We start from the raw sequence: 26,148 nt of genomic DNA on the forward strand, positions 1-26,148 counted from the left end.
CACAGATGTTAATATCAACGAAAAGGCCCACTATACTATTGGAGGTACATATACTTATGACACACAAATGGTGGCAAAACGCGGTTGTTTATCAAATTTACCCACAAAGCTTTCAAGACAGTAACCATGACGGAATCGGTGACCTTCCCGGTATCGTTAGTCGACTTCCCTACCTGCAAAAATTAGGTGTTGACGTCTTGTGGCTCAACCCAATCTATGATTCACCGTTAAAAGATAACGGTTATGACATTGCCGACTATGAAAAAATTCTACCAACTTACGGCTCAATGGCTGATTTCGACAAGATGCTTCAAGAGATTCACACTCATCATATGAAACTCTTAATGGACTTGGTCGTTAATCATACTTCAGCCCAACATCGCTGGTTCCAAGAAAGCAAGCAATCAAAAGACAACAAATATGCCAATTACTACATTTGGCGCGATCCGGTTGATGGACACGCACCCAACAACTGGAACGCTGCATTCGGTGGACCAGCTTGGACCTATGTGCCGGAACGTGGCCAATACTATCTTCATTTATTTGCGCCAGGCCAACCGGATTTAAATTGGGAAAATCCGCAAGTCCGTGAATCCGTTTGGAACATCATGCGTTTTTGGCTGGATAAAGGTGTTGATGGTTTCAGAATGGACGTTATTAACCTTATTTCCAAGCCAGCTGGATTACCCGATGCACCGGAGCCAGCCACTTATGGACTTGTTGAAAATTTCGTTGCCGACGGCCCTAAACTAAACGATTATTTGCATGAAATGAATGACAAGGTACTTTCCCACTACAACGTCATGACAGTTGGGGAAATGCCTGGTTCAACACCAGAAGACGCGATTGCTTATACTGGTCTGAACAGCCACGAACTGAACATGGTTTTCCAATTCGAACATGTTCAGCTTGCAGGTAATTCCGACCCTCGTTTGGGTAAATGGAACGACACCCCAGTCAAGCTACCCGAACTCAAACAGGCACTGTCCCGTTGGCAGAAAGCACTTGACGGCAAAGGTTGGAACAGTCTCTATTGGAATAACCATGATCAACCACGGGCAGTATCGCGATTTGCCACAGATGATCCGAAGTATCGGGTTCGCACTGCCAAGATGCTCGGCACAACCCTTCACATGATGCAGGGCACCCCATTCGTCTATGAGGGTGAAGAACTGGGAATGACCAACGTGCACTACACCAGTTTGGATCAATACGAAGACTTGGAAGTTTTCAATTCCTGGCATGAATTGGTGGATCAAGAAAAGTTGGTCGATCCACAAACAATGCTCAAATACCTCAACAGTCGTTCACGTGATCACGCCAGAACACCTATGCAATGGGATAATAGCCAAAATGCCGGCTTTACAGATGCCAAGCCATGGTTCGCGTTGAATCCCAACTATCAAGATATCAACGCCAAAAAGGCCATTGCCGACAAACAATCGGTCTTCTACCATTATCAAAGATTGATTCAGTTACGTCATGAGTCTGATTTGATCAAATTTGGAACCTACGACGAAATTGACCCAGACGATGCCCAAGTATTCGCATATCGTCGTCACTATCAAGGTAAGATGCTCTTGGTCATCAGTAACTTTACTGATCAAACTGTTCGTCGTGATTACAATCAAGCAAAATCTTCAGAACTGCTCATCAGTAATTACAACGATGATCAGGACACGGAACTGCGGCCTTATGAAAGTAAAGTTTATCTATTTGAATAATGGGCGTCGCAAAAGGCAACCAATTGCGGTTGTCTTTTTTGTATCCCCAATAACCTTGGCGTTATAATTAAGGAAATTATTCAGTAAAGGAGGGGTGCCCATGACCGCATACGTGTTATACCAACTAGAATGGATTTTAAGGCTGTTTGTGGCCGCCATATGCGGTGGTCTGGTCGGTTATGAGCGAAAGGTCCGATTGAAAACAGCCGGCATTAGAACACATATGCTGGTGGCAGTTGGATCGGCCCTGTTCATGATTATTTCCAAATATGGTTTTTTTGATGTGATTAATCACGCTGATGTCAGTCTCGACCCTTCGCGGATTGCCTCACAAGTTGTAACTGGAATTGGGTTCATTGGCGCCGGAGCGATTATCACTCGGAACCATAAGATTGATGGTTTGACGACCGCAGCCGGTTTGTGGGCTACTGCCGCCATCGGTCTAGCGATCGGAGCCAATATGTATGTCATTGGGATTGCTGGAACGCTTTGTATTCTGGTGACCCAGACGATTGTCCGTCAAATCCGTGCATTTAAACGTTATCCCAACCGTTCACTGCTTCGCCTACAAGTTACCTTTCATGGGGAATTGGCGTCCATGGACGAGCTCCCAGATCGTCTGAGAGACATTGGCAGTGCGGATCTGAAGATGAGAATTCTCGCTTACAAACCAGATTCATTTTCGTTGGAAGTCCGCGTAAAGTTGCGCCATAAGATGGATCCGGATGAGTTTATTCGCCAGATGAGTGATTTGGTGGATGTTCGGCGGATTGAGGTGTTGGATTAAGATTAGAGTGCAGCAGTAGGCGTTTTGATCCCAGAATTTAAGGAGATAAATCGATTATTCCCGTTTTTGGAATGATTGATTTATCTCCTTAAATGGCCGGGATCAGCCGATTGCTGCACGTTTTAGCTAGGTAATATGAGTGTACTCAAAAAGAGGTCGAGACAAAGGTTAATGCTTTTGTCCGGCCTCTTCGTTGTACATTTCTTATAATCCCAACGAAAATCCAATCAGGAATGCCAATATTAGAAGTAATATGATTGGTCCTATGAAGCGGATGAATTTGATTAGTTCCATATGGTATTTCCTTTTATGAGTTGGCGAATAGTTCACGGTTATTTAGTGATTTTACTTTGTGGGGAACGATAGTTGATCGCTCCACTTGTACATAGATTAAACGTGTTCCGACGACCCAGATGCTAACTTCTAAGGGAACTTTAATTAAAGTCTCAAACCCAGGGACTTCAATCAAAGTACCCTTAGAAACCGCCTCACCCGTTACTCGTCACACTCTATCGTTCTGCTCCCTGCACCACTTCTTCGACTTCGCCCGACTTCTTGGCTGTTCCCAGTCTGTGGTCGAGGTACTGTGACAATAGTGACAGTGAGTAACATACGATGAAGTACATGACGGATAATGCCAAGAACATTGGAATCGTGTAATTGGTGTTCTGGCCGTAGATGATTTGCGCATGGTTCATCAAATCTGGCAGCACAATGATGGTAGCCAATGACGTATCCTTCACCAAAGAAATGAATTGACTAACAATCGCTGGAATCATGTTCTTAATGGCTTGCGGCAAAATGATGTATCTCAACGCCTGCCAATAAGTCATTCCAGTTGATCTGGCACCTTCCATTTGCCCAGTTGGAATTGAGACAATTCCAGCACGGACAATTTCGGCCACCATCGCCGATTCGAATACCGCCATCGCAATCACTGACGCCCAAATTGGATCCGGCTTGAAGCCGATATTTGGTAATCCAAAGTAGGTAAAGAAGATAATCAGGATTAACGGTAAGTTACGAATGATATCAATCACAAAACCGACAATCGCTGATACATATTTAATTTCAACGTATCTGATAATTCCTAAAATTACCCCGAATATGTAGCTCAGGATAATCGAACATACAGAAACCAGGATCGTAACCCAAGCCCCTTCAAGAAGGAACCTGATATTAATCCATGAATAAGCACCTAAGACTGTTAACATATCTCGATTCCTCCTTTATGCCAATTTCTTTTCAAGATAACGCATGTAGTAACTCAGCGGCAAAGTCAAAATCAAGTACAGAACACCAACACAAAGGTAAGTGCTCATACTTTGCAGCGAATCAGATGCGATAACGTTACCTTGATACATTAAATCAAATCCGGCAACAAAGGCTAAGACTGAAGAGTTCTTAACCAAGTTGATGAACTGGTTGCCCAGTGGAGGAATAACATATCTAAAGGCTTGTGGCAAAACGATGTAACGCATTGCCTGCCAGAAGGTTAACCCGTTGGCACGGGCACCTTCCATTTGACCGGGATCAACGGATTGAATTCCTGAACGAACCGTTTCAGCGATAAATGCTGAAGAGTAAAGAATCAATCCAATGGTACCGGAAGCAAACCCACTAATTTCAACGATGTACATTGGAATAACAACGTAGAAGAACATCGTGATAACCAGCAATGGAATGTTCCGGAATACTTCGATATAAACTCTTGCAATCACTCTAAGAAATTTATTGGGTACAACTTCCAGGATGGCAAAGCCTGAACCGATAACTAACGCGAAAACCAATGCGATAATACTGCACAAAAGCGTTTGACCTAATCCATAAAGGAGTGTACTTCCATAATTTTGAAAAATGCTTATCATCGTTCTGCCCCCTTAAAGTCAAATCCTTTAACCTTGTGGAACCACTTGTAAAGGAGCTTGTTATATTGACCAGAGTTTTCAACTTTGGTCAAAGCTTCGTTCATGGCATCCCGCATCTTACCTTGACCTTTATCAACGGCAATTCCGTAAGGCTCTTTGGTAAATGTGCCGCCGACAACTGAGTACCCCGGGTTTTCAATTGACATACCATAAAGGATACCGTTATCAGTGGTTAAAGCATCACCTTGGCCAGACTTCAAAGCAGTTAATGCTTGAGAGTAGTCAGACAATTGCAGCACTTTAGCCTTAGGCGCGAACTTCTTAATGTTTTGAACAGAGTTTGAACCAACAACCCCTAACACAACGGCGCCTTTATGATTCAAGCCTCTAACATTTTTAATGGGACTACCATTCTTAACGAGGATGGCTTGCCCGGCATCAAAGTATGAGCGTGAGAAATCAACTTGTTCAGCACGTTGTGGGGTGATAGTCATAGTCGCCATAATGGCGTCAATGTTACCGTTTCTAAGTAAAGGCATCCGGGTTTGACTAGTAACTTGAATGAATCTCGCCTTACCGTCTTTACCCAGAATCTGTTTGGTCATTGCTTTGGCCAAATCAATTTCAAATCCCTTAATCTGGTTATCACGCACGTCCATCAAACCAAATAGTTTGGTGTCGGCTTTAACTCCCCAAGTGATCGTCTTTGTTTGCTTGTCGTCACGCAGCACATTTTTTTGTGACGCTGAACTTGAACAGGCACTCAAAGTTACGACCGTTAAGAGTAAGGTCAATAATAACCCAATTCTTGATATGATCTTTTTCATGATGCGACCTCCCAATAATGAAATTTTTAATGCGTAATAATTTTTCCAAGAAATTGTCGTGCACGTTCATTGGAGGGTTCGCCATCGAAGAACTTTTCACTTGTGTCATCTTCCAAGATCTGACCATCATCCATAAAGATAACCCGGTTGGCAACTTCACGAGCGAATCCCATTTCATGAGTCACAACCAACATGGTCATATCTGAATCTTGCGCAATATCTTTCATAACGTTCAAAACATCATCAATCATTTCAGGGTCCAACGCACTGGTTGGTTCATCAAACAAGAGGCACTTAGGCTTCATTGCCAATGAACGGGCAATTGCAATACGTTGTTGTTGACCACCAGATAATTGAGCAGGCAGCTTGTTGGCTTGGCTTTGAAGACCAACTTGATCCAACAATTGCATTGCAAATTTTTTGTTTTCAGCTTCTGGTCGTTTCAACACAATTCGAGGAGCCAACATGATGTTTTCAAGCACCGTCTTGTTTGCATACAAATTAAAATGCTGGAAAACCATGCCGACGTTTTTACGGATTCGGTTAGGGTCGGTCTTCTTGTTGGCCAAATCTTGACCATTAACAATTAACTTACCTTCTTGTATAGGTTCCAATCCATTAACCGTTCGAATCAAAGTGGACTTACCAGAACCTGAAGGGCCGATTAACACAACGGTTTCGCCTGCTTCAATCTTTAAATTGATATCCTTTAAAGCATGGAAATCGCCATAATACTTTTGTACGTCTTGAAATTCGATCATTGCCATGTCATTTTCCTCCAATGCTTTTGGGCTAATTATTAAAATCGCCTAAGAATGATACTACATCCATAATATGTTAAAAATTTTGATAGGTCAAAAAAATGTAACAAAAAGTTTATTCTCATGTCACATTTTCTATCAAGCACTTAATTTAAGTAACCCGGGCACCTAGCGTATGTAACAGTTCTGGATGAATATTTTTGAGTAATTATCTAATTATAATTCATGATAAGTGAAAATGGAAACCTAATTTGTATAAAATTTAATTGGAGTTTCATTTTGTGGCCAAAAAATGAGAATAAAAAGCCAGAAAAAATAAGGCTTAATCCACCATCCAAGAAATGGCAGATTAAGCCCCATAAATTATAAAACTTATTGATTTTCAGAGATATAATCCAATATCTGAAACATGACATTTTTATTTTCAGCAGGTACCTGACGCGCTAAGATTTCCTCAGCAGTCTGATTTAACACCGAGCCTTGAATGTAAGCCGAGTCGTTCACGACCATCTCACGAACGTTGTCTTCTTTGGGTTCAAAGTGAAATTGGAGACCAACGACTTGGTGATTCAAGACAAAGCCTTGATTCTTCAAGTTGTCACTTGAGAACAACAAGTCAGCGCCATCAGGAATCTCAAAGGTCTCTTCATGCCAATGCAGTGCCGTTAATTGTTCCGGCAAACCTGGAATGACGTCAGATTTTCGATACACCGGCGCCCAACCAACTTCTTTGGCAGGTCCTTTGGTGACCAAATAGCCGAGGGTTTTAGCAATCTGCTGAGCACCAAAACAAGCACCGAAGATTGGCGTGTGGTTATTTAATAATTCCTTGATCAACACACGTTCCTGCTTGATCCATGGCAAATCATCGTTGGGACTCATCGGTCCACCCAACACCACCAGCATGTCGGTTTCGTCGGCCGTTGGCAGGTGACCAAATTGGTCAGGATGATAAATGTACATTTGATGACCTTTTGAGTGTGCCCAATCCTGGATTGATCCCGGCCCCTCATCGGAGGCATGCTGCAAAACATTGATTCTCATGTTGGATCCCTTTCATTTACAGTTTCTTATAAGCCAGCATTGCCCGCAGCTTGAAGTCTTGCGGGGCTTCAATCACACCCGCACGGCCAATCTGTTTATACGGTCCACCGACTAGGGTTACAGAGGCTAAATATAGTTTGACTTGAGTGAGATCGAGTGATTTCACGGACTGCAAGCCAACCCGCTTAATTTCACCCACCGGATAAATTTCGGCTTGGTTCAAACCACAATAAACGATCAGTGATGACCCCTGCTTTTTCATTTCAAAGTAAGGCATCAACACGCCCTTGCCAATCGCATAAACCGGCTTGCTGTTGACCTTCAGCAATTCAAAAATCTTGCGGTCATTCATGCCGTTATAATCAGCTTGGAACAACTGCTGCTGTTCCATTTGGGCAACTAACCGATCGATATTGGCCTGTTGAGTTGGACTGACTTCAATCTTGGCAGGTAGTAAATGCTGATCATCGAATAAACCATTGGCTGGAACATTTCGTTCCTCAGAAATCACCGTGGTGCCCATTTTGGATTCCACTTGTGTTTCCCGTGGGTGTTCCTGGATGTGCAGCGCTTTGGCAATCTTGGGTGAAATATCAAACCACGGCTGTTTCTTTGTGAAATAGTAGTAGAAGTTGCAGACGGTAAAGTACAGCAAAATAATTGCCACTAATAAGATTGGAATGCCTTTGGTAAACATCTGATTCTGCAGAAAACGGAAACTGATGTAGAACAGGTAAATATCGCCAAAGAAGCCCAAAACCGTGTATATCCGGCTTTTAAGGGTTACGTTGATGTTAAAGTAACCCAGGTAGTGGTTAACCATGTCCAAAAAACTAAACATTAGTCAGTCCCCTCCCCTGTATCGCTAGTCGTTACGTCAGCGTTGGCGTCATTATTATTTTGGGTCGTCGTCCCGCCAGTTGTCCCAGTGGTCGTGTTGCCACTGCTACTGCTGGTTTGGGAATTTTGATTTGAATTATTATTATTGGAATTATTGGTACTGCCACCAGTGGTTGTACCTTTATTGGTCGTAGTGCCCTTGTTCGTAGTGGTTCCTTTGTTGGTCGTTGTCCCATTGTTTGTATTGGTATCCGTGTTGTTATCTGTATTATTGTCAGTCGTCTGATCATCAGATGAGCTGGCATTCTTTTCACTCTCAGCTTTTTCAGACGAAGCTTTGGCCGCAGAAGATTCTTCTGCCGCCTTTTTCTTTTCGGATTCTTCCTTTGCTTTTTCAGCTTTTTCTTTGGCATCAGAATCATCGGTCTTTTTCTTCTTACCGTAAATTGAGTCCGAAATCTTCTTTTGATTGGTCGTTTGAGTGGTCCTAGGGGTTCCCTCGTTGGTGGACGTCACATTGTTGACCACAACGTTGGTAGCGCCGAGTGCCAAAGAAATTGAGAGAATGGCAAATGGCGTGATTAATGGTGGAATTCTATTATCCATTCAAAAAACTTCCTTACTAAAATTTTGTAGCCTCAATTATCGCACATGAATATGAACGAAAGCTAAATAATTCGTTAATTATTCATTAAGTTGACGCACTGAGGGCACAAACCGTAAATCTGGAATAGATGGCCGGTGACTTCACAGCCAGCCAGCTGGGAAGTAATCTCAGGACTCAATGGGCAGTCTTTGAGTTCAATCACTTTACCGCAGTTACTACAGATAAAGTGATGGTGATGTTCATGCTGAAAATCACATTGGAATTTGACGGATGCCCGATCGCCCTGAACCTGTCGTTCAACAATCCCCAGGTTTGCGAATTCGGAAATGTTTCGATAAATCGTGTTGTGGCTCATATTGGGAAATGTTTTGCGCATAAAATCATCGATACTGGTAACTTCGACAAATTTATGCGTGGCAGTTCCAACCAAGAATTCGATCATTGCCCGGCGTTGTTTGGTAATCTTAAAATTATTTTCTTTTAATACTTTGGTAGCTTGTTCGATTTCAGCAGGCATACTGTTCACCTCTAATAAGTAATTATTACTGTTTATTGCATACTACCATAATCCACAGTCTGCAACAACTATCCTGCCGGCTCATTGCGGTACTTCTCAACGATCTGATCAATCTGAGCCCGTGTCTGCTGCCAATCGTGATTAATTACTTTGTACGCTTTACCCTCTAATTCATAAGGCATCTGTAAATCGCGGTTATATTCTTTGCTGTTAACGCGTTTGGCAACCATGTCGGCATTGTCGCCGCGGCCCTGCATTCGACGCTGGAGTTCTTCGGTATCGCCAACTTGGAGGAAGATAATGACTGCCTTGTCACCCAGCTTTTCTTTGTATGTAATGGCACCAGCCGTATCCAACACAATGGTTGCAAATGGTGATTTCTCCCAGGCGTTTTCCAAGCCTTCATACGATGAACCATAGTAATGGCCGGCATAGTGAACCGATTCCAGAAAATGGTTGTCAAAAAATGACTTGTCATCTTCGAAATAGTAGTCGACCCCATCGCGTTCATACGCCCGTGGTGCCCGAGTTGTATGGGTGATGACCCGCGCCATCTTATATTGGTCATGTAAATAATCACGGACGGTCGTCTTACCGCTGCCAGCCGCGCCAGTGATTACAAATACTCGATTGTTCATCGCTATTCCTCGATATTTTCTTTATTGCGAATATAGTCTTCAGCTTTTTTGAGCAATGCCCGTAAATTGTCGTAAGTCAGCTTTTCGTAAGCATCCGCATAGTCAAACCAGCCAAATGAATTAATCTCTTCATCCTGCTTGCGAACCTTAACTTCCGGTGCCACCCGACTGACGAAAAACGTCACATCTTTGTGATGGCCATTTTTCATGTCATACTCAACTTTTTCTTTAAAATTTGAGTCAATCTGGGTCTTCAAACTGGTCTCTTCGCGAATTTCACGGACGGCCGTTTGGATGAGATTTTCATTTTTTTCAACGTGCCCTTTGGGTAATCCCCAAAAATCAGAAGTCGCACTTTGAAGTAACAAGTACCAAATTTTGCCATCCCTGATCTGATAAACAACTGCACCACTTGCATATTCAGTAACCATAATTTGTCTCCTTTTAGACTTTCATTGTTTTCTTGAGTAACATTGGGGCCACAATCGTCGACAGAACGATTACGATAATGATTTCAGAGTACAGGTTTTTGGCCATTAAATTAGCCGATAACCCGATCTGCGCAATGATCAGTGCCATTTCGCCTCGTGAGACCATTCCGGAACCGACGATAAACGCACTGCTCCAATTCATCTTGGTGATCCAAGCGCCCAGCGCACCACCAAAGAGTTTTGTGGCAATCGCCAACAACGTCATGATGACAATGAATCCCAGGTTCTTGAGGACGTTGTTAAACTCCATGTCTAAGCCGATGCTGACAAAGAAGATCGGAATGAAGAATGTGTAACCGACTGAGCTGACGCTGCTGGAAATTTCATCTTGGAATTTGGTTTGTGAAACCGCGACACCAGCGAAGAAAGCCCCCACAACCGAGCTCAAGCCCAGCGCATCAGCTGACCAGGCCATCGTCAGACAAATCACTAACGATGTGATGGCAACGGATCCATGAACCGGCAGGCGTTCTGCGACTCGCAAGACAACCGGTGCCACCCATTTGACCAGCACAATCACACCTAAGAAGTAGAGCAATTGGTAGAGCGTGGCGACCAACAGATTGGATGAACCGCCGCCCCCGACGCCAAATGAGCTGACGAAAATACTCAGCAGGATCACGGCGATAATATCATCGACCACCGCCGCCCCCAGGATTGTGGCGCCTTCTTTAGTATTAAGCTTCTTGAATTCCCGGAGAACTTCCACACTGATTGATACAGAAGTGGCCGCAAAGATAACACCCCAGAATATTGAGCGCTCGAATCCCTGACCCATCATTTGGCCATAAATATAGAAGACAATCATCGGGAACAGGACACCGATCGCGGCAACACTGATCGCCGGCTTGAAATATTTCTTCAACAGATCAAGGTCACTTTCAATCCCGGCAATGAACATTAAAATGATCACGCCAATTTCGGCGCCGGCATGCATCAGTTCAGTGTTTTGAAGCACCCCTAAAATACCGGGGCCCAAAATGACCCCCGCAATTAATTGACCAATCACGGCAGGCATCCCCAATCGTTGACTGATCGCTGCTGCCAGCAATGTCGCAATTAAAATTAATGCAATTTGACCCACAAACGCCATCTAAAAACCCTTTCTTTTCATTCACATTTTGTCATGTTCTATTGTTATTAGTTTACCATACCGATTGAGTGGGTTCATTGGTGAGGCAGGTAAATTTGAGAAGTATATTTCACAATCAGGGTTCTTTTATAACTTGTGAAATGTTTGGTATAATGGAAGCGATTACAGAGGGAGAATTTTTATACATGGGGGTGTAAATATCATGAAGATGTTTAAAAGGTTATTCAAAATCGTCTTATTAGTGGGCGCGACTGCATTGTTTTCAATTGCCGGAAGCACTGTGATCAACCAAATACCAATAACAATGAATGTCAGTGCTGCTTCCATTCAGGACCAAGAAGCAGTTAAACGAATCATGCCAAACGAGAAACTCCGGCAATTAGTTTTGGTGAATATGAAAAGCGAAGGAATTATTAAAGATTCGGACTTTAAAGTAAGCGATTTTACTGAACAAGCTTTTATTGATGATTTACAGCAGCTTAAAGCCTTAACGTGGTTTGTCGGATCATCGAACGCTCAAATAGACACACAGGATCCTGTATATGGTGGTAACGGATCGCTTGGTCCCAATAACAAAGGTGATTATTCTCTAGAGGGACTTCAACACTGCACGAGTCTAACCCAAATCAATCTAGGTTACGATTTGGACAGGGGTCATGGATTCTGGCATAACGACATTACCGACGTTTCACCATTACAAAACTTAACTAAATTAACGTACATCGATCTTTCCGGAAATCGAATTACTAACATTTCACCAATTGCAAAATTGCCGGATGTCACGACCTTGTACATCAACGGTAATTGTATTACTAATTTAAATACACTGAATGCAGAACAATATACTAATGGATTCAACTTTTTGGGGCAGACGGTTATCTTCCCTCTGGAGACACTTCACTCAAACACATATACTTGGAAAGCACCCTTTGTGAATTCATTACCTCAAAATGCTAAAACGGAACCAGCAAGGCTTTACCAGCCTTATCAGCGAGAGTTCTTACGACCCGGAACATCAGCATACGGCACTTTTACTGACTCCGACCAAACGTCGCTCGATGTCTTCCGCAATGGCACCCAAGGTAAAAACGTACCGCAGGGAACAACCAAGATCACTGGTGACGACTTTACTTACACAAACTTAGCGCCACAAATTACCCCCACGGATCCAACAAATCCATGGGCAAGTTCCTATCCGAAAGCAACTGTGGTCAACAATGACTACACCTACTACATGATTGCTGAATACAATTTCTATCCTGAAACACCTCTCTATCCAGTATTTGTCTACCTCATGCCCTATGAAATTACGCCAGAAGAAGCCCAACCAGTCACAGTCGAATATGTCGATGCCAACGGTAAACAAATCCACGCATCAACAACAATTACCGGAGAAATCGATAAAGCCTTCGATCTTTCAACCACGGACTACAAGTTGAACATCCCTGGCTACACATTTTCCAAGTATGATCCAGCTCAAACTGGTAAGATCACCGGACAAAAACAGACCTATAAACTGATTTACACCAAGAATTCCACACCAGTCACTCCCAACCCACCGGTTACGCCAAATCCGACACCACCAACTAATCCAGAAGTGCCAACCTTCCCAATTCATCCAACCCCGCCAAGTGGCACCCAGTTACCAAATTACGCTAAGACCACCGGTGAGGTTGTCTACTCATTGAAGAAGATCTATTTGTACAAGAATTCGACTTTCAAAAAATCGGATCGACTTGTTGGCTACGTCAAGAAGCCACGGGTGTTCCGACCGATGTTCGTCGTTGCCGGCTACAAATACTCAAATGCTGGCCGGCTACGTTTCAAAGTCGTTGATGTCAACCATGACAGCAAGACTGCTGGTATGACTGGCTACATCACCACCAAATCAAGTTATGTCTCACCGGTTTACTACAAAGCAGTTCCCAAAGTTATTACCGTCATCAATCCTGATGGGGTCGTTGAATACAACGAAAAGGACCTCACCAAACCAGTCAAGACGTTCAAACAAGGGACTGTCTTGAAGGTGGAATCAATCACCACCCACAATTTGACGACTCGTTACATGCTTGGTAATGGCAACTTCATTACCGCCAACCGAAAACTAGTTGTAAACGGTAAAAAGAAGCAGCCTAAACGCGTCGTGGTCAAAAAAGCCATCAACCGCTACACCACCGCCAACTTCACCAAGAAGAACGGCCACTACAAGAAACGCACCAAGATCAAAGTCAAGTTCTACACCTACAGCCATGCCAAATCAGTTACCAAGTCCGGTACCAAGCGCTTCGCTGTCAAAGGTGGTTACATCACCGCTAATCCAAAGTTTGTTAAGGTGTATTACAAATAATTGAACTGACACTACAAAGGGATCCTCGACTTCAACAGCCGAGGATCCCTTTTCATTCATAAAACATATTAACTTTAATCCAGATACCCTTTCGTAGCTGCAATGATTTCCTGCAAGCCCTTCTTGGCATCCGAGAACATCATGCTGGTCTGATCTTCACTGAACAATGGGTTTTGAACACCGGCATAACCGGTACTCATTGAACGTTTAATGACGACGACCGACTTGGATTTATCGACATCCAGAATTGGCATCCCTGAAATGGCATTACCCTTTTCACGAGCCAATGGATTGGTAACATCATTGGCACCAATGACCAGTGAAACGTCGGTATTTTCAAACATTGAGTTAGCTTCATCCAGCTGCTTCATTTGATCATAAGGCACATTGACATCAGCTAACAAAACGTTCATATGACCAGGCATTCGGCCGGCAACTGGGTGAATCGCGTAGTTGACGTTAATCCCGGCATCGGTCAGCAATTTGGCCAACTCAGCAACTTCGTGTTGGGCTTGAGCGGCGGCGAGACCGTACCCAGGGACAATCATGACGTTGTGTGCATAGGCCAGCTGCATGCCGACATCGTCTGGCGTGGTCTTCTTGATGTTGGTTGGCACTTCTGCTCCAGCACCGGTTGAACTATCAGAGTCCCCGCTACCAAAGCCACCGGCAATGATATTGGCAACTGATCGGTTCATTGCTTCGGCCATTTGCAAGGTCAAGATTGTTCCGGCGGCCCCAACTAAGGCACCAGCGATGATCAAGACTTGATTATCAATGACAAATCCGGCAAAGGCAACTGCCAGACCGGTAAAGGCGTTCAAAAGTGAAACCACAACCGGCATATCAGCCCCACCAATTGGTAAGGTCATCAACAAACCGAAAATCAGGCTGGCACATAAAGCAAGCACCATTGGCCAATAGGCGGAAGGAAAACCAATCATCCAAACACCGGCAACAATAATTGCAAGAACTGCCAGACCATTAATCAATTTATCTCCGGGAAATGAAATTGGTTTGCCGGGAACGTGACCCGATAATTTTCCAGTCGCAATCAGCGAACCTGAGAAGGTGATCCCACCAATAATAATATCGAGTAGCACTGGAATCGAAAATGCCAGGCTCAGTGAAGTGCCTAAAGCTTCGTGGGTATAATCAAAAATACCAATCGTGGCGGCGGCACCACCGCCAACGGCGTTGAACAATGAAACCAGCTGTGGCACATCGGTCATCGGCACTTTACGAGCTTTAATGACACCATAAAGAATTCCGATTAGCAGACCCGCAAACAAGACGGTCCAACCGATCAAGGTAATTTGACCCTTGGCAATAATTTCGATCAGGATCATGACCACAGCCATTGCCATCCCAAGTCCGGACAGCAGGTTACCATTCCGAGCGGTTTTTGGTGAACGCATCATATGAACACCCATGACGTAGCACACCGCTGACAGCAAATAAATCAATGAAGCAATCGTTTTAAGAAGTGACATTATTTGTCGCCTCCTTTATCAGAATCATTCGGCTGCTTTTTCGGTCGGTTAAACATCCCAAGCATCCGGTCGGTGACTGTATAACCACCAGCAACGTTCACGGCAGCAAAGAATGCGGCCAGGAAGGCTAACAAATAAAAGTACCAGTTACTTGCTTCCGCAGCAATCACAAACGCACCAACAACTACGACGCCGTGAATCGCATTGGCACCAGACATCATTGGCGTCTGCAGGGTTGAGGGAATTTTACTCATAACTTCAAACCCAACGAGCAGGCTCAAAACAAAAATAGCTAAATTCGTGTACAATTCTTGACTCATAATGATTAATCCCCCTTCTCAGCTGACTTTTCATCGGCAGGTGCGGCTTCTTCTTTGGCAGGCTGCTTATCCGGTAAATTAAGGGCTTTACGGACTCTGTCAGAAATAATTTCACCATGGTCGGTTGCGACTAATTGGCTCATGACATCATCCGCAAGGTCAATCGTAATTTTGGCATCCTTATCAGCAACGTCGTTAATCACTGCCTGAACATTCTTCGAGAACATTTCAGAAGCAGAAGTTGCCATTTCACTGGCCAAGTTGCCGGCACCAATCAGCTGGGCACCTGAGTCAGTGACCACAGTTTGATCTGGCTTCGAGCCAGCCACGTTACCACCCAAATCACTGGCGGCCAAATCAACGAAGACACTCCCTGGTTTGGCATTATCAACTGCTGCTTGAGGAACCAGCAGCGGTGGCTTCTTGCCAGGCACTTGAGCGGTCGTGATGACGATATCATTTTGTTTGATAAAGCCAATCAGTTCATCTTGCTGCTGTTTTTGTTCATCAGCGGACAACTGACGGGCATAACCACCTTCACCAACGGCACTAACTGAACTGGTTAGAAATTCGGCACCTAGTGATTCAACTTCACCTCGTGAGGCTGGTCGAACATCGTAGCCGGAGACAATTGCCCCCAATCGTTTGGCGGTCCCGATGGCTTGCAAACCGGCAACTCCGGTTCCTAACACCAGCACCTTGGCTGGTTTAGCAGTCCCGGCGGCGGTAATCATCATTGGAAAATACCGGGCAAATTTGTCGGCCGCAACCAACGCTGCTTTGTACCCCGCAATCGAAGCTTGTGAACTCAAAACATCCATACTTTGGGCTCGAGAAATTGTCCGTGGCAACAGCTCAAACGAAAGTGCAGTGACCTTCTGTTTGGCAAGTTGTTGAATAGAATCGAGGTCGGTCAAAGCTTTCAATAAACCAATCAAGATCTGCCCTTCCTTAATCTTACCCAACGTCTCTTTATCCGGTTGATTAATCACGGCAATCACGTTGGCCTTGCTAATCGCATCATCGCGGCTAACAACCTGTGCGCCAGCGTCTGTGTATGCTTGGTCAGAGAAAAATGCGTTTTGACCAGCACCCTTTTCAACCAACACTTCGAAGTTGCTGTGGATTAATTTTGCGGCAACGTCCGGCGTAATTGCCACACGGTTTTCATCGCCGGATTCTTTCAAAGTAGAAATAATCGTTGACATTAAAGCTACCCCCTTCACAATATGCTTGTAAACGCTTAATACAGTTCCAAGGGTAGGCTTCTTAAACCGTAAATGCAATAGATTGTGATAGGTTATACAAGTCATAAATAAACCGGACTGAAATATGATTTTTCAGTCCGGTTAAGGTGGTTATTTACTTTTTATATCCAAAATTAGGAATCTTGGTCCAACGATCTTTCAAATAACGGACAACCATCTTGGGCTCTCGTGATCTGGTGAAGATCCCCTTTTTATTTCCTTGAACCCGCTGAATTCCAAATTTCGTCTGGAAGTCTGCAAAGTTCCACAACTGTTCACCAACAAAGTGTGGGCACTCATCAAAGACTCTGCTGGACATACGATAGTAATCTTCCTGGAATTCCTCTGAGAATGGCTCGTCATAATTACTGTGCAGACCAGGAATCGTGTCGGCCCCATATTCCGTGTACATAATCGGCTTATCTGGGAACTTCTCGGAATATTCTTTCAATTCGTCTCGGGTTGCCTTCTCGGCTGTGACAAGATCACCGTTGCCGATGTACCAACCATAGTACCGGTTTAAGGCAATCACATCGACCAATGAAATGCAATTGTCAGTCTTGGGATTAGCCATCATAATGCTGGTATAAGTGCATGGACGTTCCTGGGGGTCCAACTGACGAGCTTCGTCAAAAAGCGGTTTGAAGTATTCATAAGCCCCTTTGGAAAATGTCGCTGCTTCATTGGCAATCGACCACATAGCAACACAGGCATGATTTTTATCTCGATCAATGATTTCTTTAATGACTTGCTTGTGAGCGTCGGCAGTCTTTAATTTGGTCCAAGTGTCATCGTGGTAGTCGTCACTTTCGAGCATGGAAACATCAAAACCAAAAGTGACCATCAACCCCACTGCGGGCGTCTCATCAATCACGACAATCCCTTCTCGATCACATAGACGCATCATTTCCTCAGAATATGGATAGTGGGATGTCCGGAATGAATTGGCGCCCATATCCTTCATGAGATTAATGTCTAAAATGTTGACCGGTTGGTTAATCCCTCGGCCGTGGACGTATGAATCTTCATGCTTACCAAAGCCTTTAAAGTAAAATGGCTGGCCGTTAATTAAGAACTGGGCATTTTTAACTTCAATCTTACGAACCCCGAATTCTTCAGAATAAGTATCGATCACTTCGCCATTTTTGCTGGCCTCAACTTTGGCGGTATAAAGGTAGGCTTTTAACGGCTGCCATAGATGGACATGTTCAAGATGGAGAATCTGGTCAGTTGAACTCCCACTGATTACTGGATTACCGGCTTGATCCAAAATGGTTACTTTAACCGCATCAAAGTCGCCTTCAGTCGCAACTTGAACATGAACATCGGCACTAGATTCTGACAGATGAACATCTGGGACAACCGTAATGTCACTAATATAATCAGTTGGAGTTGAATAAATTTTCACCGGTCGCTGCAAACCTGCATAGTTGAAGAAATCAAAGTTCTCATCAACGTGGCGTTGTTTGTGACCATTTTCATCGGTTGGTTCTGAGTAATTTCCAACTGGTAAAGTCGTGTAATCAAGAATATTGCTTAATTTGACTGTCAACCGATTATTACTGTCTTTCAAATAATCGTTTATTTTAACCTCAAATGGTGTAAAACCACCTTTATGATGGGTGATTTCTTGACCATTCAAGTATACCCATGCTTCATGAGTGGCAGAACCGAATCGCAGTACGAGGCGCTGATCTCTTAAAGGCTTGGCGATATCAAAGTTGGTTTCATACCAGACAAAACCATTGTGCTCACGGATCTTCTTGGAAGCAGTTTGATCGTTAAACGAAGCCGGTACGGAAATGACATTATCAGTTGGTAATGGTTGTGTAGGATCAATTGGTGTTATTTCTTCATCAATCATAAATTTCCAAAGGCCTGACAAATCTAAAATTGTTCTGCTGGGTGTTGTTAAAGGATATAACATGTTTTACGTTCCTCCATTTATTGGGCAAATTTCTAAAGAGCATCTTTTCAATGATTCTAATATAGACTAGAATCAAGTTACATACTTATCTTATTTTTACTTTTATTATCTTTTAATGACTTTTATGTAACCGTTAACAAAGAGGAGCTTAATTATGGGATTCAAGGATTATCAATCAATTGCTGAACTAATCCATTCACTGACCCAAATTGATGTGGTGATCTTTCAAACAGACGGCACTCCGGCGGTTCGAGTCCAGGAAAACACATTGCCGGCATTCCAACGATTGTCAGAACTCCGAGAAATTCTGGCTCGAACACGCCGACTTCAAACTAACGATTTTCTCACCTTTATTGATTCTGCTCAATTAACGTATCTAGCCGTCGTCCTCCCATCGTTCAGTATTGGTGGCACAGTCATCTTAGGACCGTTTCTAACAACCATATTGTCAACGAACGAAATCAATCACATCATGGTTACAAATAACTCCACAGTCAGTGAACGCACCCAGTTGACCCAACTTTATCAAAGTCTGCCAGTTCTCGCAGAAAATCAGGTCACCGATTTAGCCAGCCTCACAATCAATTTATTTGCCAAACCACTCACCCCGATCAATTCCAAAGTCAAACTGAGCCATCGCCAGTTCCACGAAAAATCATTCACGACAGTCAATGCTGAACATCGCCAACAAATTGAAGCAAATTATGTTAATGAAGATAAAATTACTAACGCCATCGCGTCTGGGGATGAAAACAAAGTCCACGAGTTGAACGCGACCGTGACCAAGATCTTTGATTCCTTTTCGAATCGGATTCCCGGAAACCCGCTGCGATCAGCCAAAAACATCTGCTTTGTATTCAACACGGTTTGTCGAATTGCCGCTCACAAAGGTGGTGTCCATCCCTTTTATTTAAACGATATTTCTGAAAAATACGCACTGTTAATTGAACGACAAAGCACCCTTCAGGGACTTCATCAATTGGTCACCGACATGACTCACGAATATTGTCAACTGGTCATATCAGTTTCAACTGCCGGATATTCACCCATGATCAAACAAACTGCCGACTACATCCTGTTGAATCTCGGTCATCCCATCGCCCTCAGTCAGATTGCTGAGTCAATCGGCACCAATCCTTCCTATTTGTCTCGGAAGTTTAAACAGGAAACCGGTATGACGATCACCGACTATATCAACTTCAGGCGAATCTCGGTTGCCAAACAATATTTAGTGACCCCAAAACTGGCCATCACAGACATTGCGCTCATGTCCGGGTTTAACGATTTAAATTACTTCATCCGAGTATTCAAAAAAGTTGTCGGTGAAACGCCCTCGCAGTTTCGCCGCAAGACAACCGGTTCAGCCATTGAAAAGTAAGGTATAATAGCGATAACAATCATTTTCCAGGAGGTATTTCATGAAAATTAATCAGTTTGCATACGTTCCCACAGATCATGACCAAATTGTCCAAGAATTGGCCGATGTCCACTTTTTGACTGCCAAAACTAAAAAGATGGCCGATCCGGTCATGCTTTATCGCCAATTACTACTGAAATTCTTCATCGAGAAGCAAAGTTTGGCGACTCGAATTCAAAAAGTGTCGAATCTAATGGCGACACCGACTTTGAATGCTTATGAGTACACCACTACTCAATCGTCAGTTTCTAAGATTGCCTTCTATAATGTGGGCTTGCAGCTGTTAGGCTTTGAAGTTGGCTTGGATTTTGAACTGACCGATCCGTTGGCGGCCATGAAAGAATATCGACTGCCAACCGCAATTGTCGATGACACCATGGATCGCAAGCAAGTGATCGACGCCTGGTACAAACTACTCAATACCCGCACCAAATTTGGCCAAACCTTGATTGATTACTTGGCCGGTCAAGGTTACTATCACCAATTTTTCGGAACTGATGACCTCAAGCGACCGTTGATTTTTAACGGCAAAACACAGGCAGTTTTTGATACCAGCAAATTAATCCGCGACGTTGTCTACGTTGAAGCACCATTAGATAATGATCATGATGGCAAACGGGACCTGCTCAAAGCAGAAATTATCCGGCCAGCTGATACTGAAACCGGGTTGAAGGTACCGGTGGTCTTCACTGCCAGCCCCTATGATCAAGGAACCAACGATAAGCAAGCTGATGATTTAACCCACGATGTCAACCAAGAAAAGCTGGTTCGCAAGCAGCCCAACAATTTGATCTATGATGATATTAAATTCGATTATGATAACTCAAATCTGCCGGCGCCACGGGTTGTGAAGGAAACCAGCCAGGCAGCTGAAGAATCATTTGTCAAAACTTGGACTTACACCCTTAATGATTACTTCCTGGCCCGCGGATTTGCGGTCGTCTACTCATCTGGTGTTGGTACCAAAGATTCCGACGGTGTCCGGACAACTGGAACTCCAGACGAAACGTTGAGTGCCACTTCGATTATTGAATGGCTGCATGGTGATCGAAACGCATTTACCAACCGCAATGATCAAATTGGCATTAAAGCATGGTGGTCCAATGGCAATGTCGGCATGACCGGCCGTTCTTATCTGGGAACCTTGTCGACCGCAGCCGCAATGACTGGGGTTGACGGCTTAAAAACTGCCGTCGTTGAAGCCGGAATTTCCAACTACTACGATTACTACCGTGAGAACGGATTGGTGGTTGCACCTGGCGGCTTCCAAGGAGAAGATGCCGATGTCTTGGGCGAGTTGACCTTCAGCCGGGAACAATCGGCAGCCGATTATCTCAAGATCAAAGACACTTGGCTTGATCAGCTGAAACACCTCACCAGCGGCCAGGATCGGGCAACCGGCAGTTACAACAGCTTCTGGGATAACCGTAACCTGCTAAAGAACGTCAACATCAAGGCGGACATGCTGCTGGTTCATGGCTTGAATGACTGGAACGTCAAATTGTCACATGTGTACAATCTGCGCAACACGTTAAAGAAAGAAAACATCACTCAAAAATTAGTCTTACATCAAGGCCAACATGAATATCTGAATAATTTCCGATCAGTTGATTTCACTGACATCGTCAATCTCTGGCTGACCAACAAATTGCTGGACGTTGACAATCAGGCAAACCAAATTGTACCGGACGTGTTAGTCCAAGATAACGCTGAACCAGAAACCTGGACGACTTATAAGGACTGGGGCGGACCGGTCGAAGAAATCGCGCTGGATGACAAACGCTGGACAGATCTGAACGAGAATCACAGTTTCAGCGATCAGCTACCAGATGATTTGTTCAAGGAATATATCAGCAACACCAAGAAGTGGCAAAAAGCTTTATTCACCAAGAGCCACTCCAAATTGGACAAGCACAGCGTCAAATTGGTTTCTGAACCGCTGGATCACGACATCACAGTTGACGGCCGTCCAGAAATTACTTTGCGGGCTACCAGCAGCGCCGATTTGGGCCTGCTGAGTGCAGCCTTGGTAGATTACGGTGACGAAAAGCGTTTGACAGCCGTGCCACAAGTCTTGTCAGCCCAACAAATCATCACCGGCTATCAATGGCGCAAGGATGACTTAAAAGAATTCTTACCAGAGAAAAAAGTAACAGCCTACAAGAAATTTACCGATGCTCATATGAACATGCAGAATCGGACAAATAATTACAAATCCGACGACTTGAAACCCGGCCAATATTACAACTTCACAATGGCCTTTCAACCAACCTTCTGGCGCCTGCTTAAAGGCCATCAGCTTGGCATTATCATTTACGCAACCGACATGGATTACACGATCCGCAGCAATCAGGACATTTCATACACCATCGACCTGGGTGCTTCCAAGATTGAACTTCCGTTGCTCGGTTCCGATGATAATCAGCAGTAAATGTGATATGATTTTTATAAATAACAATAAGGATAGGTGATTTTATGAAGACAGGAACAAAGATCATTACTTTGGATAACGGCTATCACTTATGGACCAATACCCAAGGCACTGGCGACATTCATTTGTTAGCATTACATGGTGGCCCCGGTGGCGAACATGAATATTGGGAAGACGCTGCCAAGCAATTAAAGAAGCAAGGCTTGGACGTTCAAGTTACTATGTATGACCAATTGGGTTCATGGTACTCTGACAGTCCTGATTTCAGCGATCCTAAGAACCGCAAAGACATTTTAAACTACGATTATTTCTTAAACGAAGTTGATGAAGTTCGCGACAAGCTTGGCTTGGACAACTTCTACCTGATCGGTCAATCATGGGGCGGTCTGTTAGTTCAAGAGTACGCCGCCAAATTTGGTCAACATTTAAAGGGTGCCATCATTTCATCAATGGTTGATCGCATCGATGACTACACCAAACATTTGGAAGAAGTCCGTGAAAAGGCTTTGACTGCTGATCAAGTCGCTTACATGAAGGACTGCGAAGCCAAAGGTGACTATGATAACGACAAGTATCAATCATACGTTGATATCTTAAACAAAGGCTACATCGACCGTAAACAGCCTTCAAAGCTGTCACATTTAATCGATGTTACTAACACCGATATTTATGGTGCTTTCCAAGGCGATAACGAATTTGTTGTCACTGGAAAATTAGCTGAGTGGAACTTCACAGACCAATTGAAGAACATCAAAGTGCCTACCCTGGTTACATTTGGTGAACATGAAACCATGCCAATCGAAACTGGTAAACGAATGGCTAAAATGATTCCAAACGCCAAGTTCGTTTCAACTCCAGAAGGCGGTCACCATCATATGATCGACAACCCGGATGTTTATTATGATCATCTGGCAACGTTTATTCGTGAGGTTGAAGCAGGAACATTCAATAAATAATATTGAAATGAACTATGTCTGAGCTTCACAATCATTAATTTCAAAATCGGATTAAACCCGCTATCACTGATGTTTGAGTCAGTTAGATGGTGGATTTAATCCGATTTTTTGATTTTTAAGTTGACAGATGTAGTTTTAAATAATAAGATATAAACAGTTAAAGTTTACGGATGTAGACTTAGAGATGAAATGGAGATGGGCTTTTGAAAATAGTTGTCTTGGTTATTGGGCTGTCGGTTATCGGATTTATTGGCTGGTGGTTCTTTGGGAAGCACGAGGTGGCAGCCGAAAACGCCGAAGTTACCGACGATCGCCAAGTCGTCAATGTTGAAGTCAAGGGTGGCTATTCACCTGAAGTCATCATTTTGAAGAAAGGCGTTCCTGCGACCCTCAACTTCACCCGCAAGGATTCGTCGTCATGTTTGGATCGGGTCGTCTTTTCAGACTTTGGGATTAATCAGGCGCTGCCTCAAGATGAAAGGCAGGCAGTTGAGATTGATACCAACAAGCCCGGTGAATTTCAATGGGCATGCGGTATGGATATGTTTCACGGTAAATTGGTCATTAAATAAATGGAGGAATTAATCATGAATGAAGACAAACAATCAATTAACGTCACAGTTGCCGGTGGTTACACCCCTTCCGTTATCAAATTAAAAAAAGGCGTCCCTGCTGAAATCAATTTCAAGCGAACCAACGCCCAGGGATGTTTGGACGTCGTACATTCTAATGCAATGAATTTCTCAGAGGAACTCCCAATTAATGTGACCAAAACCGTCCAAGTTCCGACTGATGAAGCTGGTGAATTCAGCTTCAGCTGCGGGATGGACATGCTCAGTGGGAAAGTTGAGGTGGAATAATGAGCATTACGAAGAGATTTTGGATCTCACTAATCTTCTCACTGCCAATGTTGATCGAAATGATTCTTAAACCATTTGGCTGGATGATGCCTGGTGGTGAGTGGACCATGTTTACTCTGACCACCGTTGTAATGGTTGTCGCTGCTGGTCCATTCCTGCAGAGTGCTTGGTCATCGTTTAAAAAACATCACTCCAACATGGATACATTGGTTGCGATTGGGACCACCACTGCCTACGTGTACAGTGTGTATGCAATGGCAACTCACCAAGCGGTTTTCTTCGAGAGTGCTGCTTTTGTGACCAACTTCGTTCTCCTCGGTCAAGTATTCGAGGATCGAATGCGAAACAATGCATCAAACGCCGTTGAAAAATTAGTCAACTTACAGGCAAAGGACGCCGAAGTGGTTCGCGATGGCAAAGTTGTCAAGGTTCCATTATCAGAAATTGTCGTCGGCGACGTCATCAAAGTCCGCCCCGGTGAAAAGATTGCTGTGGATGGTCAGATTGTCAACGGTTCTTCAACCATCGATGAATCAATGATTACCGGTGAAAGCATGCCGGTCGAGAAAAAAGTCGGTGATTCAGTCGTTGGCGCAACGGTCAATGGAACGGGAACCTTCACCTTTAAGGCGGGTAAAGTCGGCAAGAACACCATGTTGGCTCAGATTGTTGAACTGGTCAAGAAAGCCCAGAACAGCCATGCACCGATTCAAGGTTTAACCGATAAAGTATCGGAAATCTTCGTACCGCTCGTCTTGATGATTGCCATTGCCACCTTCATGATTTGGTACGTCTTCATCGGTGCGAGTGTGGCCAGCTCATTGATCTTCGCGGTTTCAGTTGTCGTCATTGCCTGCCCATGTGCACTTGGACTGGCTACCCCAACCGCACTGATGGTTGGAACCGGTCGCAGTGCCCGGATGGGAATTTTGATCAAAAATGGTGAGGTCCTGGAAGCTGTTAACGATGTCAAAACGGTTATTTTTGATAAGACCGGTACGATTACTGTTGGCAAGCCTCAGGTGACTGATGTCATCGGCGATAAAGATCAAGTCTTAAGGATTGCTGCAAGTTTGGAAGAGTCTTCAGAGCATCCCTTGGCAACTGCCATTATCAAAAAAACCAATGAATCTAATTTGGCAATGAGTCCCTCACAAAGTTTCAAAGCAATCGAAGGAAAAGGTGTCCAAGCGACTATCGATGGTCAAACTACCTTTGTAGGCAACGATAAATTGCTCAACGACGTGTCAGTCAGTGATGATCTCAAACGTCAGATGACTGAATTGCAAAATCAGGCCAAAACCGTTGTCTTTGTTGGTCAAGCCGATCGGATCATCGGTCTCATTGCGATTCAAGATGCGCCAAAACCAACTTCCAAAGACGCAATTTCAGCTTTAAAATCTCAAGGGTTAAAAACCGTTATGCTAACCGGTGACAATTTGGCCGTCTCACAAGCAATTGCCAATGAGGTTGGGATTGATCAAGTCGTCGCTGACGTGCTGCCAGCTGATAAAGCCGACCAAGTCAAGAAATTCCAAGAATCCGGTAAAGTCGCCTTCGTTGGTGACGGAATCAACGATGCCCCTGCTTTGAGTACTGCTGATGTCGGGATCGCCATGGGATCCGGAACCGATATTGCCATTGAATCCGGTGGCATCGTTCTGGTTAAAAATGATCTTCGTGATGTATATAAGGCGTTAGAATTAAGTAAAAAGACCTTTAACCGCATTAAACTCAACTTGTTCTGGGCGTTTGTCTATAATGTCCTTGGTATTCCCGTCGCTGCTGGTGTCTTCTACTTCATCGGATTGGCACTGAGCCCCGAGTTGGCTGGCTTGGCAATGGCCTTGAGTTCATTGTCAGTGGTCACGAGTTCAGTGTTGTTGAATCGGGCAAAGATTACGCCAAGTGCAGAAGTTGCTTAATATATGATTGGATAACAAAAAATGAGTG

The 26,148-nt window shown here is 44.0% G+C and carries 24 protein-coding genes; 9 read left to right on the forward strand and 15 right to left on the reverse strand.

Annotated elements, in window-relative coordinates; translation table 11 throughout:
- The first annotated feature begins 56 nt into the window (after positions 1-56).
- A complete protein-coding gene (locus tag FD05_RS06950) occupies positions 57-1,724 on the forward strand; it encodes a glycoside hydrolase family 13 protein (RefSeq protein WP_020280998.1) in 1,668 nt (555 codons plus the stop codon).
- Between the two features lie 100 nt (positions 1,725-1,824).
- The gene (locus tag FD05_RS06955) at positions 1,825-2,511 is read left to right on the forward strand and encodes an MgtC/SapB family protein (RefSeq protein ID WP_039932769.1); all 687 of its coding nucleotides are present in this window, start codon (positions 1,825-1,827) and stop codon (positions 2,509-2,511) included.
- A 509-nt stretch (positions 2,512-3,020) separates the two neighbouring features.
- On the opposite strand, the gene FD05_RS06960 is transcribed toward FD05_RS06955, so the two are convergent.
- The 11 genes from FD05_RS06960 to FD05_RS07010 all read right to left on the reverse strand — a co-directional run bounded on the left by FD05_RS06960 (position 3,021) and on the right by FD05_RS07010 (position 11,197).
- Positions 3,021-3,725 (reverse strand): amino acid ABC transporter permease, encoded by a 705-nt coding sequence (locus FD05_RS06960; RefSeq protein ID WP_020280996.1) that lies wholly within the window; start codon positions 3,723-3,725, stop codon positions 3,021-3,023.
- A gap of 15 nt (positions 3,726-3,740) precedes the next feature.
- The gene (locus FD05_RS06965; RefSeq protein ID WP_039932768.1) at positions 3,741-4,379 is read right to left on the reverse strand and encodes an amino acid ABC transporter permease; all 639 of its coding nucleotides are present in this window, start codon (positions 4,377-4,379) and stop codon (positions 3,741-3,743) included.
- A complete protein-coding gene (locus FD05_RS06970; protein ID WP_020280994.1) occupies positions 4,376-5,206 on the reverse strand; it encodes a transporter substrate-binding domain-containing protein in 831 nt (276 codons plus the stop codon). The genes FD05_RS06965 and FD05_RS06970 overlap by 4 nt, the downstream gene beginning before the upstream one ends.
- Before the next feature lie 26 nt (positions 5,207-5,232).
- The gene (locus tag FD05_RS06975; protein WP_020280993.1) at positions 5,233-5,973 is read right to left on the reverse strand and encodes an amino acid ABC transporter ATP-binding protein; all 741 of its coding nucleotides are present in this window, start codon (positions 5,971-5,973) and stop codon (positions 5,233-5,235) included.
- 366 nt (positions 5,974-6,339) lie between these two features.
- A complete protein-coding gene (locus FD05_RS06980; RefSeq protein ID WP_020280992.1) occupies positions 6,340-7,011 on the reverse strand; it encodes a type 1 glutamine amidotransferase in 672 nt (223 codons plus the stop codon).
- Positions 7,012-7,027: 16 nt separating this feature from the next.
- On the reverse strand, positions 7,028-7,852 hold the full coding sequence (locus FD05_RS06985) for a DUF6681 family protein (protein WP_020280991.1): 825 nt from the start codon (positions 7,850-7,852) through the stop codon (positions 7,028-7,030).
- A complete protein-coding gene (locus FD05_RS06990; RefSeq protein WP_020280990.1) occupies positions 7,852-8,457 on the reverse strand; it encodes a hypothetical protein in 606 nt (201 codons plus the stop codon). The genes FD05_RS06985 and FD05_RS06990 overlap by 1 nt, the downstream gene beginning before the upstream one ends.
- A 74-nt stretch (positions 8,458-8,531) precedes the next feature.
- Entirely contained in the window at positions 8,532-8,975 is a 444-nt protein-coding gene (locus FD05_RS06995; RefSeq protein ID WP_020280989.1) for a Fur family transcriptional regulator, read from the reverse strand.
- Positions 8,976-9,043: 68 nt separating this feature from the next.
- Positions 9,044-9,613, reverse strand: coding sequence for a guanylate kinase (locus FD05_RS07000; RefSeq protein WP_020280988.1), 570 nt, complete (start codon positions 9,611-9,613; stop codon positions 9,044-9,046).
- A 2-nt stretch (positions 9,614-9,615) separates the two neighbouring features.
- The gene (locus FD05_RS07005) at positions 9,616-10,044 is read right to left on the reverse strand and encodes a bis(5'-nucleosyl)-tetraphosphatase (RefSeq protein ID WP_020280987.1); all 429 of its coding nucleotides are present in this window, start codon (positions 10,042-10,044) and stop codon (positions 9,616-9,618) included.
- A gap of 13 nt (positions 10,045-10,057) precedes the next feature.
- Positions 10,058-11,197, reverse strand: coding sequence for a cation:proton antiporter (locus tag FD05_RS07010; RefSeq protein WP_020280986.1), 1,140 nt, complete (start codon positions 11,195-11,197; stop codon positions 10,058-10,060).
- Positions 11,198-11,399: 202 nt separating this feature from the next.
- On the opposite strand from FD05_RS07010, the gene FD05_RS07015 reads away from it, so the two are divergent.
- Complete coding sequence (locus tag FD05_RS07015) at positions 11,400-13,544, forward strand: DUF5776 domain-containing protein (protein ID WP_020280985.1); 2,145 nt, start codon at positions 11,400-11,402, stop codon at positions 13,542-13,544.
- A gap of 74 nt (positions 13,545-13,618) precedes the next feature.
- On the opposite strand, the gene FD05_RS07020 is transcribed toward FD05_RS07015, so the two are convergent.
- The 4 genes from FD05_RS07020 to uidA all read right to left on the reverse strand — a co-directional run bounded on the left by FD05_RS07020 (position 13,619) and on the right by uidA (position 18,531).
- Positions 13,619-15,037, reverse strand: a complete 1,419-nt coding sequence (locus FD05_RS07020; protein ID WP_020280984.1) for an NAD(P)(+) transhydrogenase (Re/Si-specific) subunit beta — start codon at positions 15,035-15,037, stop codon at positions 13,619-13,621.
- Complete coding sequence (locus FD05_RS07025) at positions 15,037-15,357, reverse strand: NAD(P) transhydrogenase subunit alpha part 2 (protein ID WP_020280983.1); 321 nt, start codon at positions 15,355-15,357, stop codon at positions 15,037-15,039. Before FD05_RS07025 ends, FD05_RS07020 begins: the two co-directional genes overlap by 1 nt.
- 5 nt (positions 15,358-15,362) lie before the next feature.
- Positions 15,363-16,565, reverse strand: a complete 1,203-nt coding sequence (locus FD05_RS07030) for an NAD(P) transhydrogenase subunit alpha (protein WP_020280982.1) — start codon at positions 16,563-16,565, stop codon at positions 15,363-15,365.
- A 154-nt stretch (positions 16,566-16,719) separates the two neighbouring features.
- Complete coding sequence (gene uidA, locus FD05_RS07035; protein ID WP_020280981.1) at positions 16,720-18,531, reverse strand: beta-glucuronidase; 1,812 nt, start codon at positions 18,529-18,531, stop codon at positions 16,720-16,722.
- A 154-nt stretch (positions 18,532-18,685) separates the two neighbouring features.
- Between uidA and FD05_RS07040 the strand changes: the two genes are divergently transcribed.
- The 6 genes from FD05_RS07040 (at position 18,686) to FD05_RS07065 (ending at position 26,120) form a co-directional block, all read left to right on the forward strand.
- Positions 18,686-19,909, forward strand: a complete 1,224-nt coding sequence (locus tag FD05_RS07040; protein WP_020280980.1) for a helix-turn-helix transcriptional regulator — start codon at positions 18,686-18,688, stop codon at positions 19,907-19,909.
- A gap of 40 nt (positions 19,910-19,949) precedes the next feature.
- Complete coding sequence (locus FD05_RS07045; protein WP_020280979.1) at positions 19,950-22,379, forward strand: Xaa-Pro dipeptidyl-peptidase; 2,430 nt, start codon at positions 19,950-19,952, stop codon at positions 22,377-22,379.
- 44 nt (positions 22,380-22,423) lie between these two features.
- Positions 22,424-23,335 carry a proline-specific peptidase family protein gene (locus FD05_RS07050; RefSeq protein ID WP_020280978.1) on the forward strand — a complete coding sequence of 304 codons (912 nt, stop codon included), beginning with the start codon at positions 22,424-22,426 and terminating at the stop codon, positions 23,333-23,335.
- Between the two features lie 203 nt (positions 23,336-23,538).
- Positions 23,539-23,907, forward strand: a complete 369-nt coding sequence (locus FD05_RS07055) for a cupredoxin domain-containing protein (protein ID WP_039932765.1) — start codon at positions 23,539-23,541, stop codon at positions 23,905-23,907.
- A 15-nt stretch (positions 23,908-23,922) separates the two neighbouring features.
- Positions 23,923-24,195, forward strand: a complete 273-nt coding sequence (locus tag FD05_RS07060) for a cupredoxin domain-containing protein (RefSeq protein WP_039932763.1) — start codon at positions 23,923-23,925, stop codon at positions 24,193-24,195.
- Entirely contained in the window at positions 24,195-26,120 is a 1,926-nt protein-coding gene (locus FD05_RS07065; protein ID WP_020280975.1) for a copper-translocating P-type ATPase, read from the forward strand. Before FD05_RS07060 ends, FD05_RS07065 begins: the two co-directional genes overlap by 1 nt.
- The last annotated feature ends 28 nt before the right edge of the window (positions 26,121-26,148 follow it).

Source organism: Lentilactobacillus otakiensis DSM 19908 = JCM 15040, from assembly GCF_001434145.1.
Taxonomy (GTDB): Bacteria; Bacillota; Bacilli; order Lactobacillales; family Lactobacillaceae; genus Lentilactobacillus; species Lentilactobacillus otakiensis.